Origin of the sequence: Ancylobacter mangrovi (genome assembly GCF_024752335.1) — a bacterium.
Classification (GTDB): Bacteria; Pseudomonadota; Alphaproteobacteria; order Rhizobiales; family Xanthobacteraceae; genus Ancylobacter; species Ancylobacter mangrovi.
Genome location: NZ_JANTHY010000001.1, coordinates 1 through 16865 on the forward strand (window position 1 = coordinate 1; position 16865 = coordinate 16865).

The following is a 16865-nucleotide window of genomic DNA, read 5'->3' on the forward strand; positions in this document are numbered from 1 at the left end:
GTACTATGTCTCAAGACCTGGGAGAGTAGGTCGCCGCCAGGCCTGCAAAGAACAGCGCGCTTCTCATACGATACCAAACACTCAAAACCCCGCCCGTGGCTCAAACCACAAGCGGGGTTTTGTGCGTCTGCGGCGCAAGGGAAGGCGGGGGAAGGGGCCAGCGGCGAGCAAGTCGACCGAGTGCGCCACCGGTGGGCGGCGCAACATCGCTGCCGCGGCCCGCCGATGCGCGGAATGGCAACCGGCAATGCCCGCTTTGACCTGAGATCCGGATCCTCCTCCAGATTTAGGTAGAGTCCGTCGATCATGGAGACGGACGATGCGAGCCCCACGGTTCACAGAGGAACAGATCATCGGGATGCTGAAGGAGCAGGAAGCGGGCGCGAAGACCGCTGACGTCTGCCGCAAGCATGGCATCTCCTCGGTGACCTTCGGATGCCTTCACGGACGGTCGGCGTTTCCGGGTGCTGGCCGTCGTCGACGACTTCAGCCGGGAGTGCCCGGCGCTGGTGGCCGACATCTCGCTCTCGGGTGACACGCGAACTCGATGCGCTGCTCGCCATCCGGGGCAGGCCTGCGACCATCGTTTCCGACAATGGCACCGAGCCGACGTCGATGGCCGTTCTCAAATGGTGCCAGCAGAGCGGCGTCGAGTGGCACCACATCGCTCCCGGCAAGCCGATGCAGAACGGTTTCGTCGAAAGCTTCAACGGTCGTTCAGGGACGAGTGCCTGAACGAGACCCTCTTCTCGAGCCTGGGCCAAGCCCGTGCCGCTATCGCCTCGTGGGAGGAGGACTACAACCTGAACCGCCCTCATTCAGCTCTCGGCAATCGATCCCCCGCCGAGTTCGCCGCAGCAATCGCACTGGAAACCCACGCCGCCTGAGGCCAAAAATCAACCCTCGGACTTTCTCCTAAGCCGGAGGAGAAAAGGGGCTTAGGTCACGTAACCGGACGTGCGGCTATCGGGGCCCCGTCTGCCGACGAACGGACAGCCAATGGGTATTCCGTTGGAGCGTGCGCATGCCCACGACTGTTCGCCGGCGACCGTCTGGCTCCCGTCGAGCTTTTCCCGACGATCAGAGCCAAAGGGCGGCTGCGAGACGATCGACACTCTCGCGTGCAGAGAACCGCCGGATAACGACGAGGCATCTGCCTTAGGAGGGACGGAGCGCAAGTAAACCGCTGGCGTTCCATTGTCCCGGATCTCCGGCGTCGACCCGCCCCGGTTGGGCTAGAACGAGACTGCACATTCAGGGAGCTCAATACGCTTTGCGCGGGCTGCGCCCAAGAACTCGCTGTTAAAAATCCTTGCGCCATCGCCACTGGAGCGGCCGAGACTGGCCGGGACGCTTTCGAGGTGTGGCACCCGCGGGCGGCACTCAACACCCATGGCGGATCCCGCCTGCACACATGCAGCAACACAGCCGGCAGTCGATCGCACCCCGAGGCTGGCACGGCACCGTTCGTTCCCCACCGCCGACTCCCGGCCCCCTCAGCTGAACCCCGCCACCCGGTGCGGCACATACGGCCCCTCCAACTGCGCGATCTCCTCCGCCGTCAACCGCAGCTCCAGCGCCGCGACGGCATCGGTCAGATGACCCGACTTTGAGGCGCCGACGATCGGGGCGGTGACGCCGGGCTTCGCACACAGCCAGGCGAGCGCCACCTGCGCCCGGGGCACGCCGCGCTTGGCGGCGATTGCGCCCACCGCGTCGACGACGGCGCGATCGGCCTCGACATAGAGCGTCTTGCCGAAGGCATCGGTCTCGGCGCGGTGCGTGCTCTCGTCCCAGGCGCGGGCGAGCCGTCCGCGCGCCAGCGGGCTCCACGGGATGACGCCGATGCCCTGGTCGAGGCACAGCGGCAGCATCTCGCGCTCCTCCTCGCGGTAGAGCAGGTTGAGGTGGTTCTGCATGCTGACGAAGCGGGTCCAGCCATTGAGCCGGGCGGTGAACAGCGCCTTCATCATGTGCCAGGCGGGCATGGAGGAGGCGCCGATATAGCGCGCCTTGCCGGCCTTCACCACGTCGTGCAGCGCCTCCAGCGTCTCCTCGATCGGCGTGGAGGGGTCCCAACGATGGATCTGGTAGAGGTCGACATAGTCGGTGCCGATCCGGGTGAGGCTGGCGTCGATCTCGGCGAAGATCGCCTTGCGCGACAGGCCGCCGCCATTGGGGCCGGGGCGCATGCGCCCGTGAACCTTGGTCGCCAGCACGATTTCTTCGCGCCGGGCGAAGTCGCGGATAGCGCGTCCGACGATCTCCTCCGAGGAGCCGTCGGAATAGACGTTCGCCGTGTCGAGGAAGTTGATGCCGAGTTCGATCGCCTGGCGGATCAGCGGCCGGCTCTGGTCTTCCGGCAGGGTCCAGACATGATTGCCGCGGTCCGGCTCGCCGAAGGTCATGCAGCCGAGGCAGAGCCGCGAAACTTCGAGCCCCGTATTGCCGAGCTTCACATAGTCCATGCCGCCTCTCCCGATCATTTCCGATGCGGGGAGGCTAGAGCAGCGCCGGCCGTCGGAGAACGTCCGCGCGCTAATTTGATCGCGACCCCCCGGCGCCGCGGCGCACGGCAAAGAAAAAGGCGCCCCGCCGTTCGCTCGGGGCGCCAGTCAGCCTTGGGAGAGACGGCATCCAGCGGGTTCGTCGCCGGATGCCGGTCGGCGGTCAGCCCGCCTTCTTGAAACGTTCGGCTTCTTCGGAACCACCGGTCGCATTGCCCTTGGAGTAGGAGTGCGCGCCGGTGCCGGCGAGCGCCCCGCCCTGGACGATGAGATATTCGTCGCGGATCGGGCGGCCCTCGAAGAAGCATTCGAGGATCTCGCGCGTGCCGGCGGCATAGCGCGCCTGCGCGGTCAGCGTGGTGCCGGAGATGTGCGGCGTCATGCCGTTATAGGGCATGGTGCGCCACGGGTGATCCTTCGGCGCCGGCTGCGGGAACCAGACGTCGCCCGCATAGCCGGCAAGCTGGCCGGATTCGAGCGCGCGGGCCACGGCGTCGCGGTCGCAGAGCTTGCCGCGCGCGGTGTTGACGAGATAGGCGCCGCGCTTGAACAGCTTCAGCGTCTCGTCATTGATCATGTGCTCGGTTTCCGGATGCAGCGGGCAGTTGAGCGTGACCACGTCGCAGACCGGATACATCTCCTCACGCGTGGCGTGCCAGGTGAGGTTCAACTCCTTCTCCACCGATTCCGGCAGGCGGTGACGGTCGGTGTAGTGGAGGTTGACGTCGAACGGCGCCAGGCGGCGCAGCACGGCGAGGCCGATGCGGCCGGCGGCGACGGTGCCGACCTCCATCTTCTCGAGGTCGTACGCATGCTGCACGCAGTCGGCGATGTTCCAGCCGCCGCTCTTCGCCCATTCGTGCGAGGGCAGATAGTTGCGGACCAGCGACAGGATCATCATCACCACGTGCTCGGCGACGCTGATCGAGTTGCAGTAGGTGACCTCGGTGACCGTCACATTACGATCAATAGCCGACTGAAGATCGACATGATCGGAGCCGATACCGGCGGTAACCGCCATCTTCAGGTTCTTCGCCTTGGCGAAGCGCTCGGCGGTGAGATAGGCCGGCCAGAACGGCTGCGAGATGACGATGTCGGCGTCGACGAGCTCCTTCTCGAACACCGAGTTCGGACCGTCCTTGTCGGAGGTCACGACCAGCGTGTGGCCGTTCGCCTCCAGATATTTGCGCAGGCCCAGCTCGCCGGAGACCGAACCCAGCAGCTCGCCGGGGGTGAAGTCGATTCCCTTCGGGGTCGGCAGTGTCTGGCCGCCGGGATAGTGCTCGAGCTTGGGCAGGTCGTCGCGCGCATAGCTCTTCGGGTAACCGTCGATCGGATCGTCATAGAGGACGCAGAGTACCTTTGCCATGTTGGCATCTCCTCGCTAGGGGCACACGGAAGCGCTTCCGCCGCGGGAGCGACAGACCGACTGGCCGGGGCGGGCGCCCCGGATCCGGATCGTGATGTGGTCCGTGCATCGCCAACGGTTCCGGCGGGCGAGGCGACGGGCGTTTCCGCATCGGCGCGGCGCGCGGCCTGATCTCCACCGCTTCGCCGCCGATGAACAGAGTCTGGGGCGCAGGAGCGTTCTGTTCAAATCGAAAGGGATGAAGAATTGATAGATGGCGGCGATCAACCAGCCATTACTTAAAAATATTCTCAATCGACATTACGGAACTCGGCAGCGCCGCGCCGGCGGGACTGCGCGAGAGGTCGCGCGCCATCTTCATCAGCGCGCCGGCGACCGGGCTCAGCGGCTCGCGGTCCGAGAGCACGAGGCCGATGGGCTGGGTGTGGACCGGGTCGACCAGCGGGATGCCGACGAGGTCCGTTGCGTCGCCGAGCCCGCGGAAGCTCGCTTCGGGCACGATGCTGGTCCAGGGGCCGTTGCGCACGAAGCTCCACACCCCCATGAACGAGCTGGTCTCGATCGCCGGCTGCGCGGCCAGTCCGGCATCGCTCATCACCTGGTCGATGATGCGCCGGTTCTGCATGTCGGAGGTGAGCAGGCACAGCGGCTGGGCGGCGGCCTCGGTCCAGCCGATGGTGCGTCGGCGCGCCAGCGCCTCGTCGCGGCGGGTGACGAAGACGTAGCGCTCGACATAGAGGTCGAGCCGGCGCACGCGATTGAGCGGCTCATTCTCGAGATAGGTGATGCCGGCGTCGAGGTCGAGCTCGTCGAGCCCGCGCTGGATCGCGACCGAGCTGAGGGTGAGCATCTGCACCTTCACTTGCGGATGCCGGTCGCGGAACCGGGCGAGCAGGGCCGGGGCGGCGGCCGTAGTCGAGGGAATGGCGCCGACCCGCAGCGTGCCGGAAAGCTGGCCGCCCGGCTCGGCGCGCTCCTGGCGCAGGCTTTCATAGTCGGCCGCGATCTGCCGGGCCCAGCCCAGCACCCGCTCGCCCTCGGTCGTGAAGCCGAGGAAGCGATGGCCGCGCACGACGATCGGCAGGCCGAGCTCCTGCTCCAGCTTGCGGATGCCGGCGGAAAGCGTCGGCTGGGAGACGTGGCAGGCCTCGGCGGCCCGGCCGAAATGCTTCTCGCGGGCGAGGGCGACGAGGTAGTGCATCTGGCGGACGAACATCGAACCTTCCTGCGCTCGGGCGCCTTCTCTTATTCCTTCTTCGATACAGGATCAAAATAGGCGGCGATACGCCGGCGGAACGTCCTCGGGCGCTCGGCGAACAGCCGCCGGTGGAGGTGGAGGGCGGATTGGGCGAGCCGCTGCTGGCGGGCCCCGGCGGCGGCGCTGACGGCGGCGTGCCACGCCTCGTCCTGCGCGCCCGGCTCATAGGCCGCGAGGCGCGCGGCCAGCACGGCGAGGTCGTGATGCTTGCCGAGCTTGTCGCGCAGGCGCTGGAGCTCGTCCTCCCACACCTTGCCGAGCCGCGGCCAAAGCGGGGTCACCAAGCCCATCTGGTAGCGCTGCGCGATCACCGCCTTGCGCAGGTCGTGCAGCCCCTCCGCGTCCGCCGGATCGACCTTTCGGCCGCGGCGGCGGGCGCGCGCGTAGTCGTCGGCGAGCGCCTCGACGAGCTGGCCGGTCGACATGGCACCGGCGAAGCGCGGCGTGTCGATGAGGCAGCGATAGACCAGCGCGTTGAGGTCGGCCTCGTGCGGCCCGACGCCGAGCGTGGCGTGACCGCTCTCTTCGGGCGCTGAGAGCGCGAGCATGGCCGCCTGCGCGTGTTCGGGCGCGAGCTCCGCCTTGGCCACGAGGTCGTCGAGGGCCTCCTGCCGGGCGGCGTGGTCGCGCGCTCCGGACAGTCGTCGCGCCGCGTCGGCGAGGGCGCGCTCGAGCGCGAGCGCGTCATGCGCCTTCTTGCGGCCGCGCACGAGCCGCAGCAGCGCGCGCAGGCGCTTGAACGCCTTGCGCAGGTCGTGAACCGACTTGACCGGATCCCTGGTGTCGAGCGCCGTCCGCGCTTCCTGCGCCGCGTGGAGCAGGGCATGGCCGAGCGGGCCGAGCGGCGTGTCGGTGTCGGAGGCGAGTGGGGCGGCGTCTTCCACCATCACGTCGTCCCTGAGCTCCGCCATCGAATTTCTCCGTGTCTTCAGGTGCTTGCGACACTACCACCGATGGCCGCGACGAACTGATGACAAAAAGTTAGCGCGCAGCCCTTTCAATTGGCCATCGGGATTGCTAGATACGCCTCGTCGACGCGGCGCGGCCCTCCGGGAACGCGAAAAAGTCGGCTCTGACGCGGGGTGGAGCAGCCCGGTAGCTCGTCAGGCTCATAACCTGAAGGCCGCAGGTTCAAATCCTGCCCCCGCAACCAAAACTACGAAGACGATCGACGATTTGAATGAGGCCGGCGCAAGCCGGCCTCTTCTTTTTTGGCGTCGCGCGCGTTCGGCAGCGCCGGGACGACCTGGCGAAGGGCGCCGCCTGAACGGCGCCCTGTTCCTCACAGGCTCTGATTATAGGCGCCCACTTCCGGGTGGGTGCGCAGCACGCCGTCGACCAGCCTGAACATGTCGCGCATGCGTGCCTCCGACACCGGGCTCTCCACCACCACCACAAGCTCCGGCTTGTTCGAGGACGCCCGCACTAGCCCCCACGAGCCGTCCTCCACCGTCACCCGCACCCCGTTCACCGTGACCAGGTCGCGGATCGGCTGGCCGTCGATCGTCTCGCCCCGCGCCTTCATCGCCTCGAAGTGCTTCACCACCGCCTCGACCACCCCGTACTTGGTCTCGTCCGCGCAGTGCGGCGACATGGTCGGCGAGGACCAGGTCCGCGGCAGCGCGTCCCGCAATTCGGAGAGCTTCCTGCCCGGGTTGCGGTCCAGCATGTCGAGGATGGCGATCGCCGAGACGAGGCCGTCGTCATAGCCGCGCCCGATCGGCCGGTTGAAGAAGTAGTGGCCCGACTTCTCGAACCCCACCAGCGCCCCGCTCTCGTGCACCCGCCGCTTCATGTAGGAGTGCCCGGTCTTCCAGTAGTCCGCCTTCACGCCGTTGGCGTTGAGCACCGGGTCGGTCATGAACAGCCCGGTCGACTTCACGTCCACCACGAAGGTCGCGCCGGGATGGAGCGCGGAGAGGTCGCGCGCCAGCATCACCCCAACCTTGTCGGCGAAGATCTCCTCGCCCTGGTCGTCCACCACCCCGCAGCGGTCGCCGTCGCCGTCGAAGCCGAGCCCGACATCCGCCCCCGAGGCCAGCACCGCGTCGCGCATGGCGTGCAGCATCTCGAGGTCTTCCGGGTTGGGATTGTACTTCGGGAAGGTGTGGTCGAGCTCGGTGTCGAGCGGCACCACCTCGACCCCCAGCGCCTCCAGGATGCGCGGGGCGAAGGCGCCCGCCGTGCCGTTGCCGCAGGCCACCACCGCCTTCACCGGGTGCTTCAGCTTCGGCCGGTCGGTCAGGTCCTTGATGTAGACCTCGGGGAAGTCGGCGACATAGCGGTAGCCGCCGCCCGGGCGCGCCTGCCCGGCGCCCGAGAGCACGATCTCCTTCAGCCGGCTCATCTCGTCGGGGCCGAAGGTCAACGGCCGGTTCACCCCCATCTTGACCCCGGTCCAGCCATTGTCGTTGTGCGAGGCGGTGACCATGGCGACGCAGGGAATGTCGAGCGCGAACTGGGCGAAATAGGCCATCGGCGACAGAGCAAGGCCGATGTCGTGCACCTTTACCCCGGCGGCCATCAGCCCCAGCGCCAGCGCCTGCTTGATCGAGGCCGAGTAGCCGCGGAAATCGTGCCCGGTCACCACTTCCGGACGCACCCCGAGCTCGTGGATCAGCGTGCCGAGCCCGAGCCCCAGCGCCTGCACCCCCATCAGGTTCAGCTCCGAGCCGAACAGCCAGCGCGCGTCGTATTCGCGAAACCCCGTCGGCTTCACCAGAGGAACCGTCTCATACGCATAGGTGTTCGGAACAAGTGACGCCGAGGGCTTCGGGAACATGGGAAACTTACCTCTTGGTTGCACAAAACAGGCTTCGCGGCGCAGCCGGCTCGGAACCTGCCGGGCCGCCCGCCTCGGTATTCAGGCACGTCACGGCCTCCAATAGGCCGGATCGGCGATGGCGGAAACGTCCTCAAGCGGGGTATCGGCGGGGCGCTTGTGGATGTTGGTGTAGTCCTCGCACAGCGTCATGACCCAACGCCGACGCTCGCCGGTCTGCGGGTCGACGATCATCCGCGCATAGAGGTCGTCCGACCCCGGCGCGTCGGTGAAGCGGGTGCGCAGCGAGATGTCGAAGGTACCGCCCGCCGGCGGGCCGCAGCGCCCGCGCTTCTTGAGCTCGCGGGCGAGTTCGACCGCCGGGCGGTGGCTGCGCGGGTGGACCCAGTCCTCGCGCGCCCATTTCTCCCAGCGCGAGAGGCCGAAGGCGCGGGTCCAGTAGGTCTGCTCCATCTGCATGGTCGCGCCGGGGGAGAGCCCGTCGCGGCTCGCCTGCGCGAAATGGCCGGAGACGATCGCCACCATCTCCCGCCCCGAGGTGAAACGCATCGGAGTGACCAGCCAGGTGGTCAGCGCCTGGCGGTAGCGGGTCGGGCAGGCGGCGGGGAGCGACGAGGCGGCGCCGGTGGCGAGGCGGCTGCGGAACACGCCATAGCCGCTCTGGCCGGGCGCGGGCACCTCGGTGGGCGCTATCACCCAGCCGCGGAAGAACCGCCGGGAGGAGGTATCGCCGTCGCGGCACAGCGGCGTCTGGTAGATGGACAGCGCCACAGGGCTGTAGCTGCCCATGATGAAGCCGTAGCCCTTGTCGTACCACTGAATCGAGGCGCCGCCCTCGCCGGCGCCATCCTCGTCCGCCCGCGCGTCGCGGCTGCCGCTGCAGGGGCCCGGCGGCACCGGCCTGTTGGAGGAGACGATGCGCGTCTGCCCGTTCCGCTCGACCGGCCGGTTGATGCGGATGATCGAGCCGCCATCGTCGGTGCAGCTCCGGCCCGGATTGAGGAAGTTGCGCAGTTCGTAGGGCGGCGTCTCCCCCACGCGGATGTCGCGTTCGCGCGTGCAGCCGGCATCGCCCGGCACGAGGTTCGCGACGATGCGGTCGGACGCGTCGACGCAGACATCCATGATCATGAAGTCGCCGACCGAACCCGGCTCCGCCGCCCGCGCCGGCACGGGCGCGAGAACGGCGAGGGGGAAGGCGGCCGCGAGGGCCGCGAGGCCGCCGGCCATGATCGGTCTCATGGCCGGCCTCCGTTGCTCACGCCACCCGCTAGTCGCTGGTGGAGACCACGGCGTTGGAGCGCACCAGCGTGCTGATGGTCTGCGCCATGCGCAGGAACTTGGTGAACTCGGCACCCGGCGCATTGGCGACGTAGACGATGTCGCCGACACGGATCGGGAAGGCGCGGGCGACGAAGTAGCCCGACGGGTCCTTGAGATTCAGCCGGTAGATGACCGGCACCACCGTGTTGCCGTTGAGATAGGGCGACTGCGGATCGATCTGGCGCACCACCGCCGCCTGCTCGTAGCGGAAGATGAACACCCCGCTCGGATCGGCCAGGCTGTCGATCAGGCCGCCCGACACGCCCATAGCCTCCGCAACGGTGAAGTCGTCGCGGTCGATCGGCATCTCGCCCGCACTCTTCACGGCGCCGAGGGCGGTGAAGGTCTGCGGCCGGCGGAAGACGTAGACCGTGTCTCCCGGTCGCATGAAGATGTTCTCGTCGGGCCGCGCGAGGACGGAGGAGAGCTGCATCGTCGTGCTGCGCTTGCCGCGCGTCACGCGCACGAAGGTTTCGTGCGGCGGGGCCTTGATGCCGCCGGCCTGCGCGATCACCTCGAGCAGCCGGTCGCCCTTGACGTTGAGGTTCACCCGGCCGGCGCCGGTCAGGTCGCCGACCACCACCACCGAGGCGGAGGTCCGCTGCGGCAGGGTGACGAGCACCTGCGGCTCGATCGCCTTGCCGGTCAGTCCCTGCTCGATGGTCTTGGCGATCTGGCTGGGGCGCTTGCCGACCACCGAGATCTCGCCGACATAGGGCACCTTGATGTGGCCGTCGCGGTCCACAGTCTGCCCGGGAAGGGTCTCGCTGCTCGATCCCGAGTCGCTGCTGGAGCCGCTGCCGAACAGCCCGTCGCGGCTCGCCTCCCAGATCGACACCGAGACGACGTCGCCGATGCTGACCGTGGTCTCCGGCGCGAGGCGGCCGGCTCCGAAGCTGCGCGCGAGGCTCGGCGAACGCCACAGGCTCATCGCCTGAATCGCGTTCGCGTCGACGTCGACGATCTCGTAGTCGGCGGGCTCGCTCTGGGGAGGCGACATCACTTCCTGGGTGGTCGGACCCGACCCGGGAAAGAAGACACAACCACCGAGCACCATACACAACGCGGCGAGCCCGGCGAGGCTGGCCTTCGGACCACGCATAATCAAGCCGCCCGATCCCTGTTATTCTCGAATAGGTCATGTAAACCGGATCGAGGTTCGTATCCACACCGCGATGACAGACGGCAGATTAAGCTCGCCCCCTGTGCCCGAAGCGCAACAGACGCGCCCGGCAAGAGGGTAAATCTTGTAAATACTTCGAAAGTTGCTCAACCGTCGCGCGAATCGACGGTATCCGATACCGGCTGGGTCGCAGCCGGTATCGAAGTACGCTGACATCACTCGGCCGGGGCGGGCGCAGCGGCCGGCGTCTGCCGCGCGAAGAAGTTCCGCTCCGCCTTCAGCGCGCGGCGGGCGGCCTGGATGCACTCCTTGCGCTTCTGGATGGTCAGTTCCTTCCAGGCCGCCTGGTCGAACTCGACGAGGCGGCGGGCCACGAAACGCTCGAGCTGGCGGCTGATTTCGGGAAGTTCGTTCATATCGGCTCCTTCAGGTTGGATCGGGACCTCCCGATCGAAAGTGATGGAAGGCAACTTCAGGCCAGCGGCCCGAAGGGTTCGTCGACGAGGCGTTCCTCCTCGTCTTGCTCTTCGTCCCGCCCGTCGTCGCTCTCCGGCGCCGCGCTGGTGTCGAGGGCGCGAAACAGGCGTATCGCGTCGCCGATACGCTCGAACATCTGCAGCCGGCCGTCGTGCAGCACGGCGCCGACATCCGCAAACCTACGAAGCATCTGTGGGGATCGTGTGGTGAAAAGCAGCGTCGCGTGTGACCGGCGCTGCTGCACCAGCTCGGCGCAGCGCTCGCGGAACTCGCCGGCGCCGCCATACAGCGCCTCGTCGGCGATGAAGATGTCGAAGGGCAGGGCGTAGGAGGCGGCGAACAGGAAGCGCGAGCGCCGCTCGCGCGTATAGCTCGACAGCGGCTGGTCGATCGCCTCGCCCATCTCCGCGAAGCGGGTGACGAACTGGGCGGCGGCATCGCCGTCGAAGCCGTTGACGCGGGCGACGAAGTGCAGGTTCTCGCGGCCGGTCAGCGAGGCGTGATAGGCCTGCGTGTTGGCGACCGGGGGCGAGATCGAGCCGTAGCGGCGGATCTTGCCGTGGTCGGGCAGCGTCGAGCCGCCGATCAGCTTGATCAGCGTCGACTTGCCGACGCTGCGCGCCCCGAGGATGCCGACCGAGACCCCCTGCTGGAACACAGCGTCGAGATGCTCGAAGACGCGCCTCGAGCCGTGCGACGCACGGTAGGTCTTGGCGACGTCGGACAGCTGCACCGCCATCATATCAGCCTCGCCCGGAACACACGCTCGGCCGCCAGCCCGAGAAGCAGGCAGATGACGGCGCATTGGATGAGGTAGCCCTTGTCCAGGGTGAGCGTCGGATAGGTCAGGTAGAAGCCGGAGCGGAACCATTCCAGCCCGTGCAGCAGCGGGTTCCAGCTCAGGACGTAGCGGATCGGCGGCGGCATGAAGTCCGGCACGAAGAAGACGCCGGAAAGGAAGATCAGCGAGCGCGACAGCACCCCGTAGATCAACGCCCAGAGCCGGAAGAAGGCGCCGATGACGCCGTTGATCAGGCCGACGCCGATGGCGAGCAGCGCGGTCGCCGCGAAGCCCTCGATCGCCAGCATCGGGCGGATCGGCAGCGCTTCCTTCACCCCGGTCGCGTAGATGAAGGTGAACAGCATTATGGCCACGATCAGCAGCGTCGCCGTCTCCAGCAGCGCGCGCGCCAGCATGATGTCGAGCGGCTGGACCAGGGCGAGCGCGCGCACCAGGCCGCTTGCGCGGATCGCCCCCGTGGTGCGCCCGGAGACGTGCGTGAACAGGAAGAAGGGCAGGATGCCGGTGCCGAGGAACAGCAGCAGGCTGGTGCCGAAATCCGGCCGCCGGCCGATGATGGTGAAGATGCCCATCATCATGGTGAGCTGCAGGATCGGCTCCAGCAGCGCCAGCAGGTAGCTGAGGCGCGAATGCACCGAGCGCAGCCGCATCTCGCGCAGCATCAGCGCGATGACGACGCGCCCCTGCGTGCGCAGCCCTTCCGCAAGCCGGACGGGGCCGAAGCCCCGGCGCGGCGCGTCGTCGAATGGCGGGGTCAGGCTCATCGCCGCGCTTGCCTCCGCTCAGGCCACATGGTCGCGGATGGAGAAGAAGACCATGACGCTGATGAACCAAAGCGCGCCGGCGGCGAGGAAGACGATCAGGATCGAGACCAGGCGCTGGGGATATTCGCTCGCCTGCGCCACCGCCGGCTGCACATAGGTGGCGACATAGGTCTGCTGGGTGGCCGCCTCCGAACGCGCGAGCTCGAGCGCGGAGAGGGTGGTGTCGTAATATTTCTCCGCAAACTGCCGGCTGAGGTCGAGGTCCTCATATTTCGACAGCACGTCCGACAGCACCGGCTGCGAGCCCGCCACGCCCGTCGTCGCGTCCGTGGTGGTGGCGCCGGCCGTCGCGGCGTCGTGCGCGCCCTTGCCGATCTCGCGCTCGACCGAGGCGATCTGCTTGTTGGTGGCGGCGATGCGGCTCTCCAGCACCTTCACGGTCGGAGCGTCGGGGTCCATGTAGGTACGCAGCGAGGCGAGCTGCGACTGCTGGTCGGCGAGCTCCCCGCGCAGCTTCATGGCGAGGTCGAGCGTGCCGCCGGCGGTGCGCGCGGCATCGGGCGTCTGCTCGATATTGCGGAACTGGCGCAGGGCCGCCCGCGCGCCGCGCAGCCGTTCCTCGGCGCGGTTGACGTCCGCCTGCGCGAACCTGACCGCGTCCTCGCGGGCCCGCGAGGAGATGTCGTTGACCAGCTTCTCGCTCTGCTTCACCAGCGTCGAGGCGATCGTGTACGCATCCTCCGGCGTAAAGGCGCGCACGCGCACCAGGGTGAGGCCGGTGGCGAGGTCGAACGAGGCGTCGATCATCGACTGCCAGTAGCTGACGAGGTTCTCCATCGTGTCCGCGCCCCGCAGCCGCGAGAGCGGATCGGTGCCCGCGTGCGAGTACATCGCGCGCAGGTCGACCGTCTTGAGCAGGTCCTGCACCGCCTGGCGGCTGGAGAGATAGTCGACCACCAGGAAGCTGTCGGTGAAGATGCCCGAGCGCGCCGCCGCGCCGAGCGCGGTGCTGGCCGCGGTGGTGCCGGCGGGCGCGAAGTCCTGGGTGCGAACGGCGAAGCGGAATTCCGACTGGTACTGGTTGGAGACGAAGATGCCGTAATAGAGCCCGGCCGCGAGGGTCGGCACCGCCACCATCAGCAGGAACGAGGCCCACAGCCCGACCGAGCGGCGCTTGTGCGCCTTGCGCGGCAGGTCGGCGACCAGATCGGCGATGTCGATGCCGGGCAGGCGGAAGCCTTCGCGCTTGATGACGGGGCGCGTCGGCTTGGCGCGCGCCACGGGCGTGCGCGCCTCCTCCTCGGCGCCACCGGGGATCTCGCGCGGCACGGGTCGAAGCGGCTTGTTCCGGGTCGGCGCCACGGGCTTCATCTTCTCCGCCGTCTTCTCGTCAACCGGCTCGGCCTTCGGCATGTCAATAAACGGGTGCAGCTTGTTCATGTGATGCCGCTTCCCTCAATCCGCTGTCGCGTGGTGATATGGGTGTCCAATAGTATAATATCTCTTAACATGCGAGATATATTTTATATATTCTTTCTCAGGGCGGGCGATATTCGCAGTTTTGCCCTTAAAATACCTGGAATGGCGTCTTATTGTGCTTTCCAGTGACGTATTCCGGGCAGGGGAATGAGAGACGAAATGGGTTGGACGCTCGCCACGCTGCTCATCGGCGCCACCGTCACCGTGATCGGCGCGCGAGGGCTGGACCGGCTGGCGGTACCCGCGCGCGAGCGTGGCGGCCGCGTGCCGGGCGAGGCGCGGCTCATGGGAGCGGCGATCGCGCTCTGGCTGTGGCTGCTCTGGTTCGGCCTGTCGGCGCGCCCGTTCTTCGCCGCCGTCGCGGCGCTGGTCACGCTCGGCACCTTCGTGCTGGTCTCGCGCGTGAAATACGACTATCTGCGCGAGCCGCTCGTGTTCAGCGATCTCGGCTTCCTGCCGCTGCTGCTGCGCCATCCCGCGCTGTTCTATGTCGGGCGTCGCACCGCGCTCGGCCTCGGCCTCGTCGCGCTGCTGCTGGCGGGCGCGATCCTCGCCTGGACCTCGATCGAGCCGCGCGCGGAAGGCAGCGTCGCGCAGGGCGCCGCGCTGGTGCTCGCCCTGCTGGTGGTGCCGGTCTTCATCGCCCGCGCCGGCGCCCTGGCCGGCCGGCTGCCCGCGCTCGCGGCCGAGCTTCTCGGAAGCTCCGCCAACGCGTTCGTGGCGAGACTCGGCCTCTCCGTCTCGCTGGCGGCGGGCTTCGCCCTGTGGCGCCGCGACGGCGGGAGGGAGAGCAGTGAGAGCGCCGCCGAACTCGGGGGCACCCGTTACCGGGCGGTGATCATCGTGCAGTCGGAATCCTTTGCCGACCTGCGGCGCAACGGCCTCGCGCTGGAACTGCCCCATCTCGACCGGCTGCGCCGGCGGGCTCTGGTGCATGGCCGCCTCGCCGTCTCCTGCTTCGGCGCTTACACGCACCGCACCGAGGTGGAGATGCTGACCGGCATCGCCTTCGCCGAACAGGGCATGGACCGCTTCGACCCCTATATGCGCCCGGACCGGCTGGCCGGCGCGTCGCTGGCGAGCGGGCTCGGCCTTTCGGGCTGGCGCACCATCTTCCTGCACCCGCACGATGCGCGCTTCTTCCGGCGCGATGCCGCGATCCCGCGCCTCGGCTTCTCCCGCTTCGTCGATGAGGGCGAGTTCGTGCCGGGCGATCGCTTCGGCCCCTATATCGGCGACCGGGCGGTCGGCGAGCGCATCATCGCCGAGCTCCAGTCCGCGGGTGAGGCCGGCGAGCGGCTGTTCCTGATGGCCGTCACCATGGAGGCGCACGATCCCTACGGGCCGGGCCGGCTGGCGGACATCGCCGATCCGGTGGAGCAGTATGTGCGCCACGCCGCCAATGCCGATGCCCTGCTCGGCCGGCTGGTGGCGGCGCTCGACGCGCTGACCGATCGCTCGCTGCTGGTGTTCTACGGCGATCATGCGCCGATCCTTCCAGGATATGAGGAGCTGGCCGAGGATTCCGCCACCGACCACCTCGTGCTCGAATGCGGCTGGGCGGCGATGAGGGAGAGCGCGCGCCCGGCATCGGTGAGCTCGCCGGCGGCGATCAATTCCTTGCTCCGCTCGAAGCTGATGGCCGGCTGCCACGACGGGGAGGGCGCGCGCACCTCGCCGGCGGGCGCGGCGACGGCGTCGATAATCCCGTCGATGATGGAGAAATGATCCTTCCAGCGCGGCACGCGGGTCTGCGCCAGCAGCCGGAGCTGGCTGTCGCGCGCCGCTGAATCCGGGCGCGCATAGTCCTCGATCACCCGCGCCCAGCCGAGGCCGTCGATCGGGTCGAGATAGCAGGGCGCCTCGCCGGCGATGTCGCGGAACGCCTGCAGGTCGGAGCAGATCACCGGCACCCGCAGCGCCATCGCCTCGAACAGCGGCAGGCCGTAGCCCTCGGCGAAGGAGGGAAACAGCACGCCGCGCGCCTGCTTCATCAGCCGGCGCAGATGCGCGTCCGGCAGCCGGTTGCACTCCAGCACATGGCCGCCGAGGTTGCGGCAGCGCTCAATGATGTCGATGACGTTCTCGTTCTCCCAGCCGCGGCGGCCGACGATGATGAGCTTCGGCGCCTTGGGGCCGAGCTTCTCCACCAGCACCCGCCAGGCATGGAGCAGCACGAGGTGGTTCTTGCGCGGCTCGATGGTGCCGACGGTGAGGAAGTACGGGTGCACCTCCGGCATCGCCAGCTCCTGCACGCCGAACTCGTTTTCCACGCCGAGCGGGCTGACCACATTGGCCGGCATCGCCATGTCGCTGCGCGCCGCGAAGGCGGAGAGCTGGTCCAGCGTATGGTGCGAGTTGCAGATCACCATTTCGGCCGAGGCGAGCACGGTGCGCATGCGCGTCTCGTGCTTCTCCGCGTCGCCGGGCCGGACATATTCGGGATGGGTGAGGGGGATGAGGTCGTGCACCAGATAGATCGGCTTGAGCCCGTGGCCGCGCATCATCGCGCGCATGCCGTTGCCGGAGCCGAGCCCCTCATGGGAGACGTTGAGATAGACCGCCCCCTGCGAGTTGCGCGGGCGCAGCAGGCGCGGCAGCAGGTTGACCGGCGAGAACAGGCGCTTGAGCGTGGGCAGCACGTCCGGTAGCGCCGCGCGCGGGGGCGTCTCCGGCTCGATATCGGTGAGGGCGCCCGGCGCCAGGTCGAGGAAGCGTTCGATGTTGCCCAGTTCGCGACGCGTGACACGCCCCTCGGCGTGCTTCCATCGCCGCGTCAGCGTCTCGGTGAAGCCGGCGACGGCGTCGGCGTCGAAATACCAGGTCGAGGCGCGCACCCGCGCCACGAAGGCGACCCGGTCCTTATAGGCGCGGCTGCCGAGCAGGTGACGGGCATAGGCGAGTTCGACCCGGTCGATGCCGGTCGGCGTCGACTGGGACGAGCGCCGCAGCATCCGGGTGATGTCGAGCACGACCTTCAT

General features: G+C 68.1%; 15 protein-coding genes, 1 tRNA gene and 1 pseudogene. 5 read left to right on the forward strand and 12 right to left on the reverse strand.

Annotation, left to right across the window (positions count from 1 at the left end):
• Positions 1-358: 358 nt before the first annotated feature.
• The 3 genes from NVS83_RS23500 to NVS83_RS23510 are packed head-to-tail and all read left to right on the forward strand — an operon-like array spanning position 359 to position 887.
• On the forward strand, positions 359-535 hold the full coding sequence (locus NVS83_RS23500) for a hypothetical protein (RefSeq protein ID WP_374114997.1): 177 nt from the start codon (positions 359-361) through the stop codon (positions 533-535).
• Entirely contained in the window at positions 532-735 is a 204-nt protein-coding gene (locus NVS83_RS23505; RefSeq protein ID WP_374114998.1) for an integrase core domain-containing protein, read from the forward strand. Before NVS83_RS23500 ends, NVS83_RS23505 begins: the two co-directional genes overlap by 4 nt.
• A complete protein-coding gene (locus NVS83_RS23510; protein WP_374114999.1) occupies positions 654-887 on the forward strand; it encodes an integrase core domain-containing protein in 234 nt (77 codons plus the stop codon). The genes NVS83_RS23505 and NVS83_RS23510 overlap by 82 nt, the downstream gene beginning before the upstream one ends.
• Positions 888-1496: 609 nt before the next feature.
• Here the strand turns inward: NVS83_RS23510 and NVS83_RS00010 are convergent.
• The 4 genes from NVS83_RS00010 to NVS83_RS00025 all read right to left on the reverse strand — a co-directional run bounded on the left by NVS83_RS00010 (position 1497) and on the right by NVS83_RS00025 (position 6045).
• The gene (locus NVS83_RS00010) at positions 1497-2468 is read right to left on the reverse strand and encodes an aldo/keto reductase (protein WP_258737489.1); all 972 of its coding nucleotides are present in this window, start codon (positions 2466-2468) and stop codon (positions 1497-1499) included.
• Positions 2469-2670: 202 nt separating this feature from the next.
• Positions 2671-3876 (reverse strand): NAD-dependent formate dehydrogenase, encoded by a 1206-nt coding sequence (locus tag NVS83_RS00015; protein ID WP_258737490.1) that lies wholly within the window; start codon positions 3874-3876, stop codon positions 2671-2673.
• Positions 3877-4150: 274 nt separating this feature from the next.
• Positions 4151-5092: a LysR family transcriptional regulator gene (locus NVS83_RS00020; protein WP_258737491.1), complete on the reverse strand. Its 942-nt coding sequence runs from the start codon at positions 5090-5092 to the stop codon at positions 4151-4153.
• 29 nt (positions 5093-5121) lie between these two features.
• On the reverse strand, positions 5122-6045 hold the full coding sequence (locus NVS83_RS00025; protein ID WP_258737492.1) for a CHAD domain-containing protein: 924 nt from the start codon (positions 6043-6045) through the stop codon (positions 5122-5124).
• 165 nt (positions 6046-6210) lie between these two features.
• On the opposite strand from NVS83_RS00025, the gene NVS83_RS00030 reads away from it, so the two are divergent.
• Positions 6211-6287 (forward strand) — tRNA-Met (locus NVS83_RS00030).
• Positions 6288-6416: 129 nt separating this feature from the next.
• Here NVS83_RS00030 and NVS83_RS00035 read toward each other — a convergent pair.
• The 7 genes from NVS83_RS00035 to NVS83_RS00065 form a co-directional block, all read right to left on the reverse strand.
• Positions 6417-7916 carry a phosphomannomutase/phosphoglucomutase gene (locus tag NVS83_RS00035; RefSeq protein WP_258737493.1) on the reverse strand — a complete coding sequence of 500 codons (1500 nt, stop codon included), beginning with the start codon at positions 7914-7916 and terminating at the stop codon, positions 6417-6419.
• Positions 7917-8006: 90 nt separating this feature from the next.
• Positions 8007-9158, reverse strand: coding sequence for a hypothetical protein (locus tag NVS83_RS00040; protein WP_258737494.1), 1152 nt, complete (start codon positions 9156-9158; stop codon positions 8007-8009).
• Between the two features lie 28 nt (positions 9159-9186).
• Positions 9187-10239: a polysaccharide biosynthesis/export family protein gene (locus tag NVS83_RS00045; RefSeq protein ID WP_258731482.1), complete on the reverse strand. Its 1053-nt coding sequence runs from the start codon at positions 10237-10239 to the stop codon at positions 9187-9189.
• A gap of 338 nt (positions 10240-10577) precedes the next feature.
• Positions 10578-10778, reverse strand: a complete 201-nt coding sequence (locus tag NVS83_RS00050) for a hypothetical protein (protein WP_258731481.1) — start codon at positions 10776-10778, stop codon at positions 10578-10580.
• A 56-nt stretch (positions 10779-10834) separates the two neighbouring features.
• A complete protein-coding gene (locus NVS83_RS00055; protein ID WP_258737495.1) occupies positions 10835-11581 on the reverse strand; it encodes an ABC transporter ATP-binding protein in 747 nt (248 codons plus the stop codon).
• The gene (locus NVS83_RS00060) at positions 11578-12405 is read right to left on the reverse strand and encodes an ABC transporter permease (protein ID WP_258731479.1); all 828 of its coding nucleotides are present in this window, start codon (positions 12403-12405) and stop codon (positions 11578-11580) included. Before NVS83_RS00060 ends, NVS83_RS00055 begins: the two co-directional genes overlap by 4 nt.
• A gap of 18 nt (positions 12406-12423) precedes the next feature.
• On the reverse strand, positions 12424-13845 hold the full coding sequence (locus NVS83_RS00065) for a KpsE/RkpR family capsule polysaccharide export protein (RefSeq protein WP_258737496.1): 1422 nt from the start codon (positions 13843-13845) through the stop codon (positions 12424-12426).
• 324 nt (positions 13846-14169) lie between these two features.
• Between NVS83_RS00065 and NVS83_RS00070 the strand changes: the two are divergent.
• Positions 14170-15321, forward strand: a pseudogene (locus NVS83_RS00070) (LTA synthase family protein); the annotation flags it as partial.
• Positions 15322-15365: 44 nt separating this feature from the next.
• Here NVS83_RS00070 and NVS83_RS00075 read toward each other — a convergent pair.
• Positions 15366-16865 (reverse strand): glycosyltransferase family 4 protein, encoded by a 1500-nt coding sequence (locus tag NVS83_RS00075; RefSeq protein ID WP_258737497.1) that lies wholly within the window; start codon positions 16863-16865, stop codon positions 15366-15368.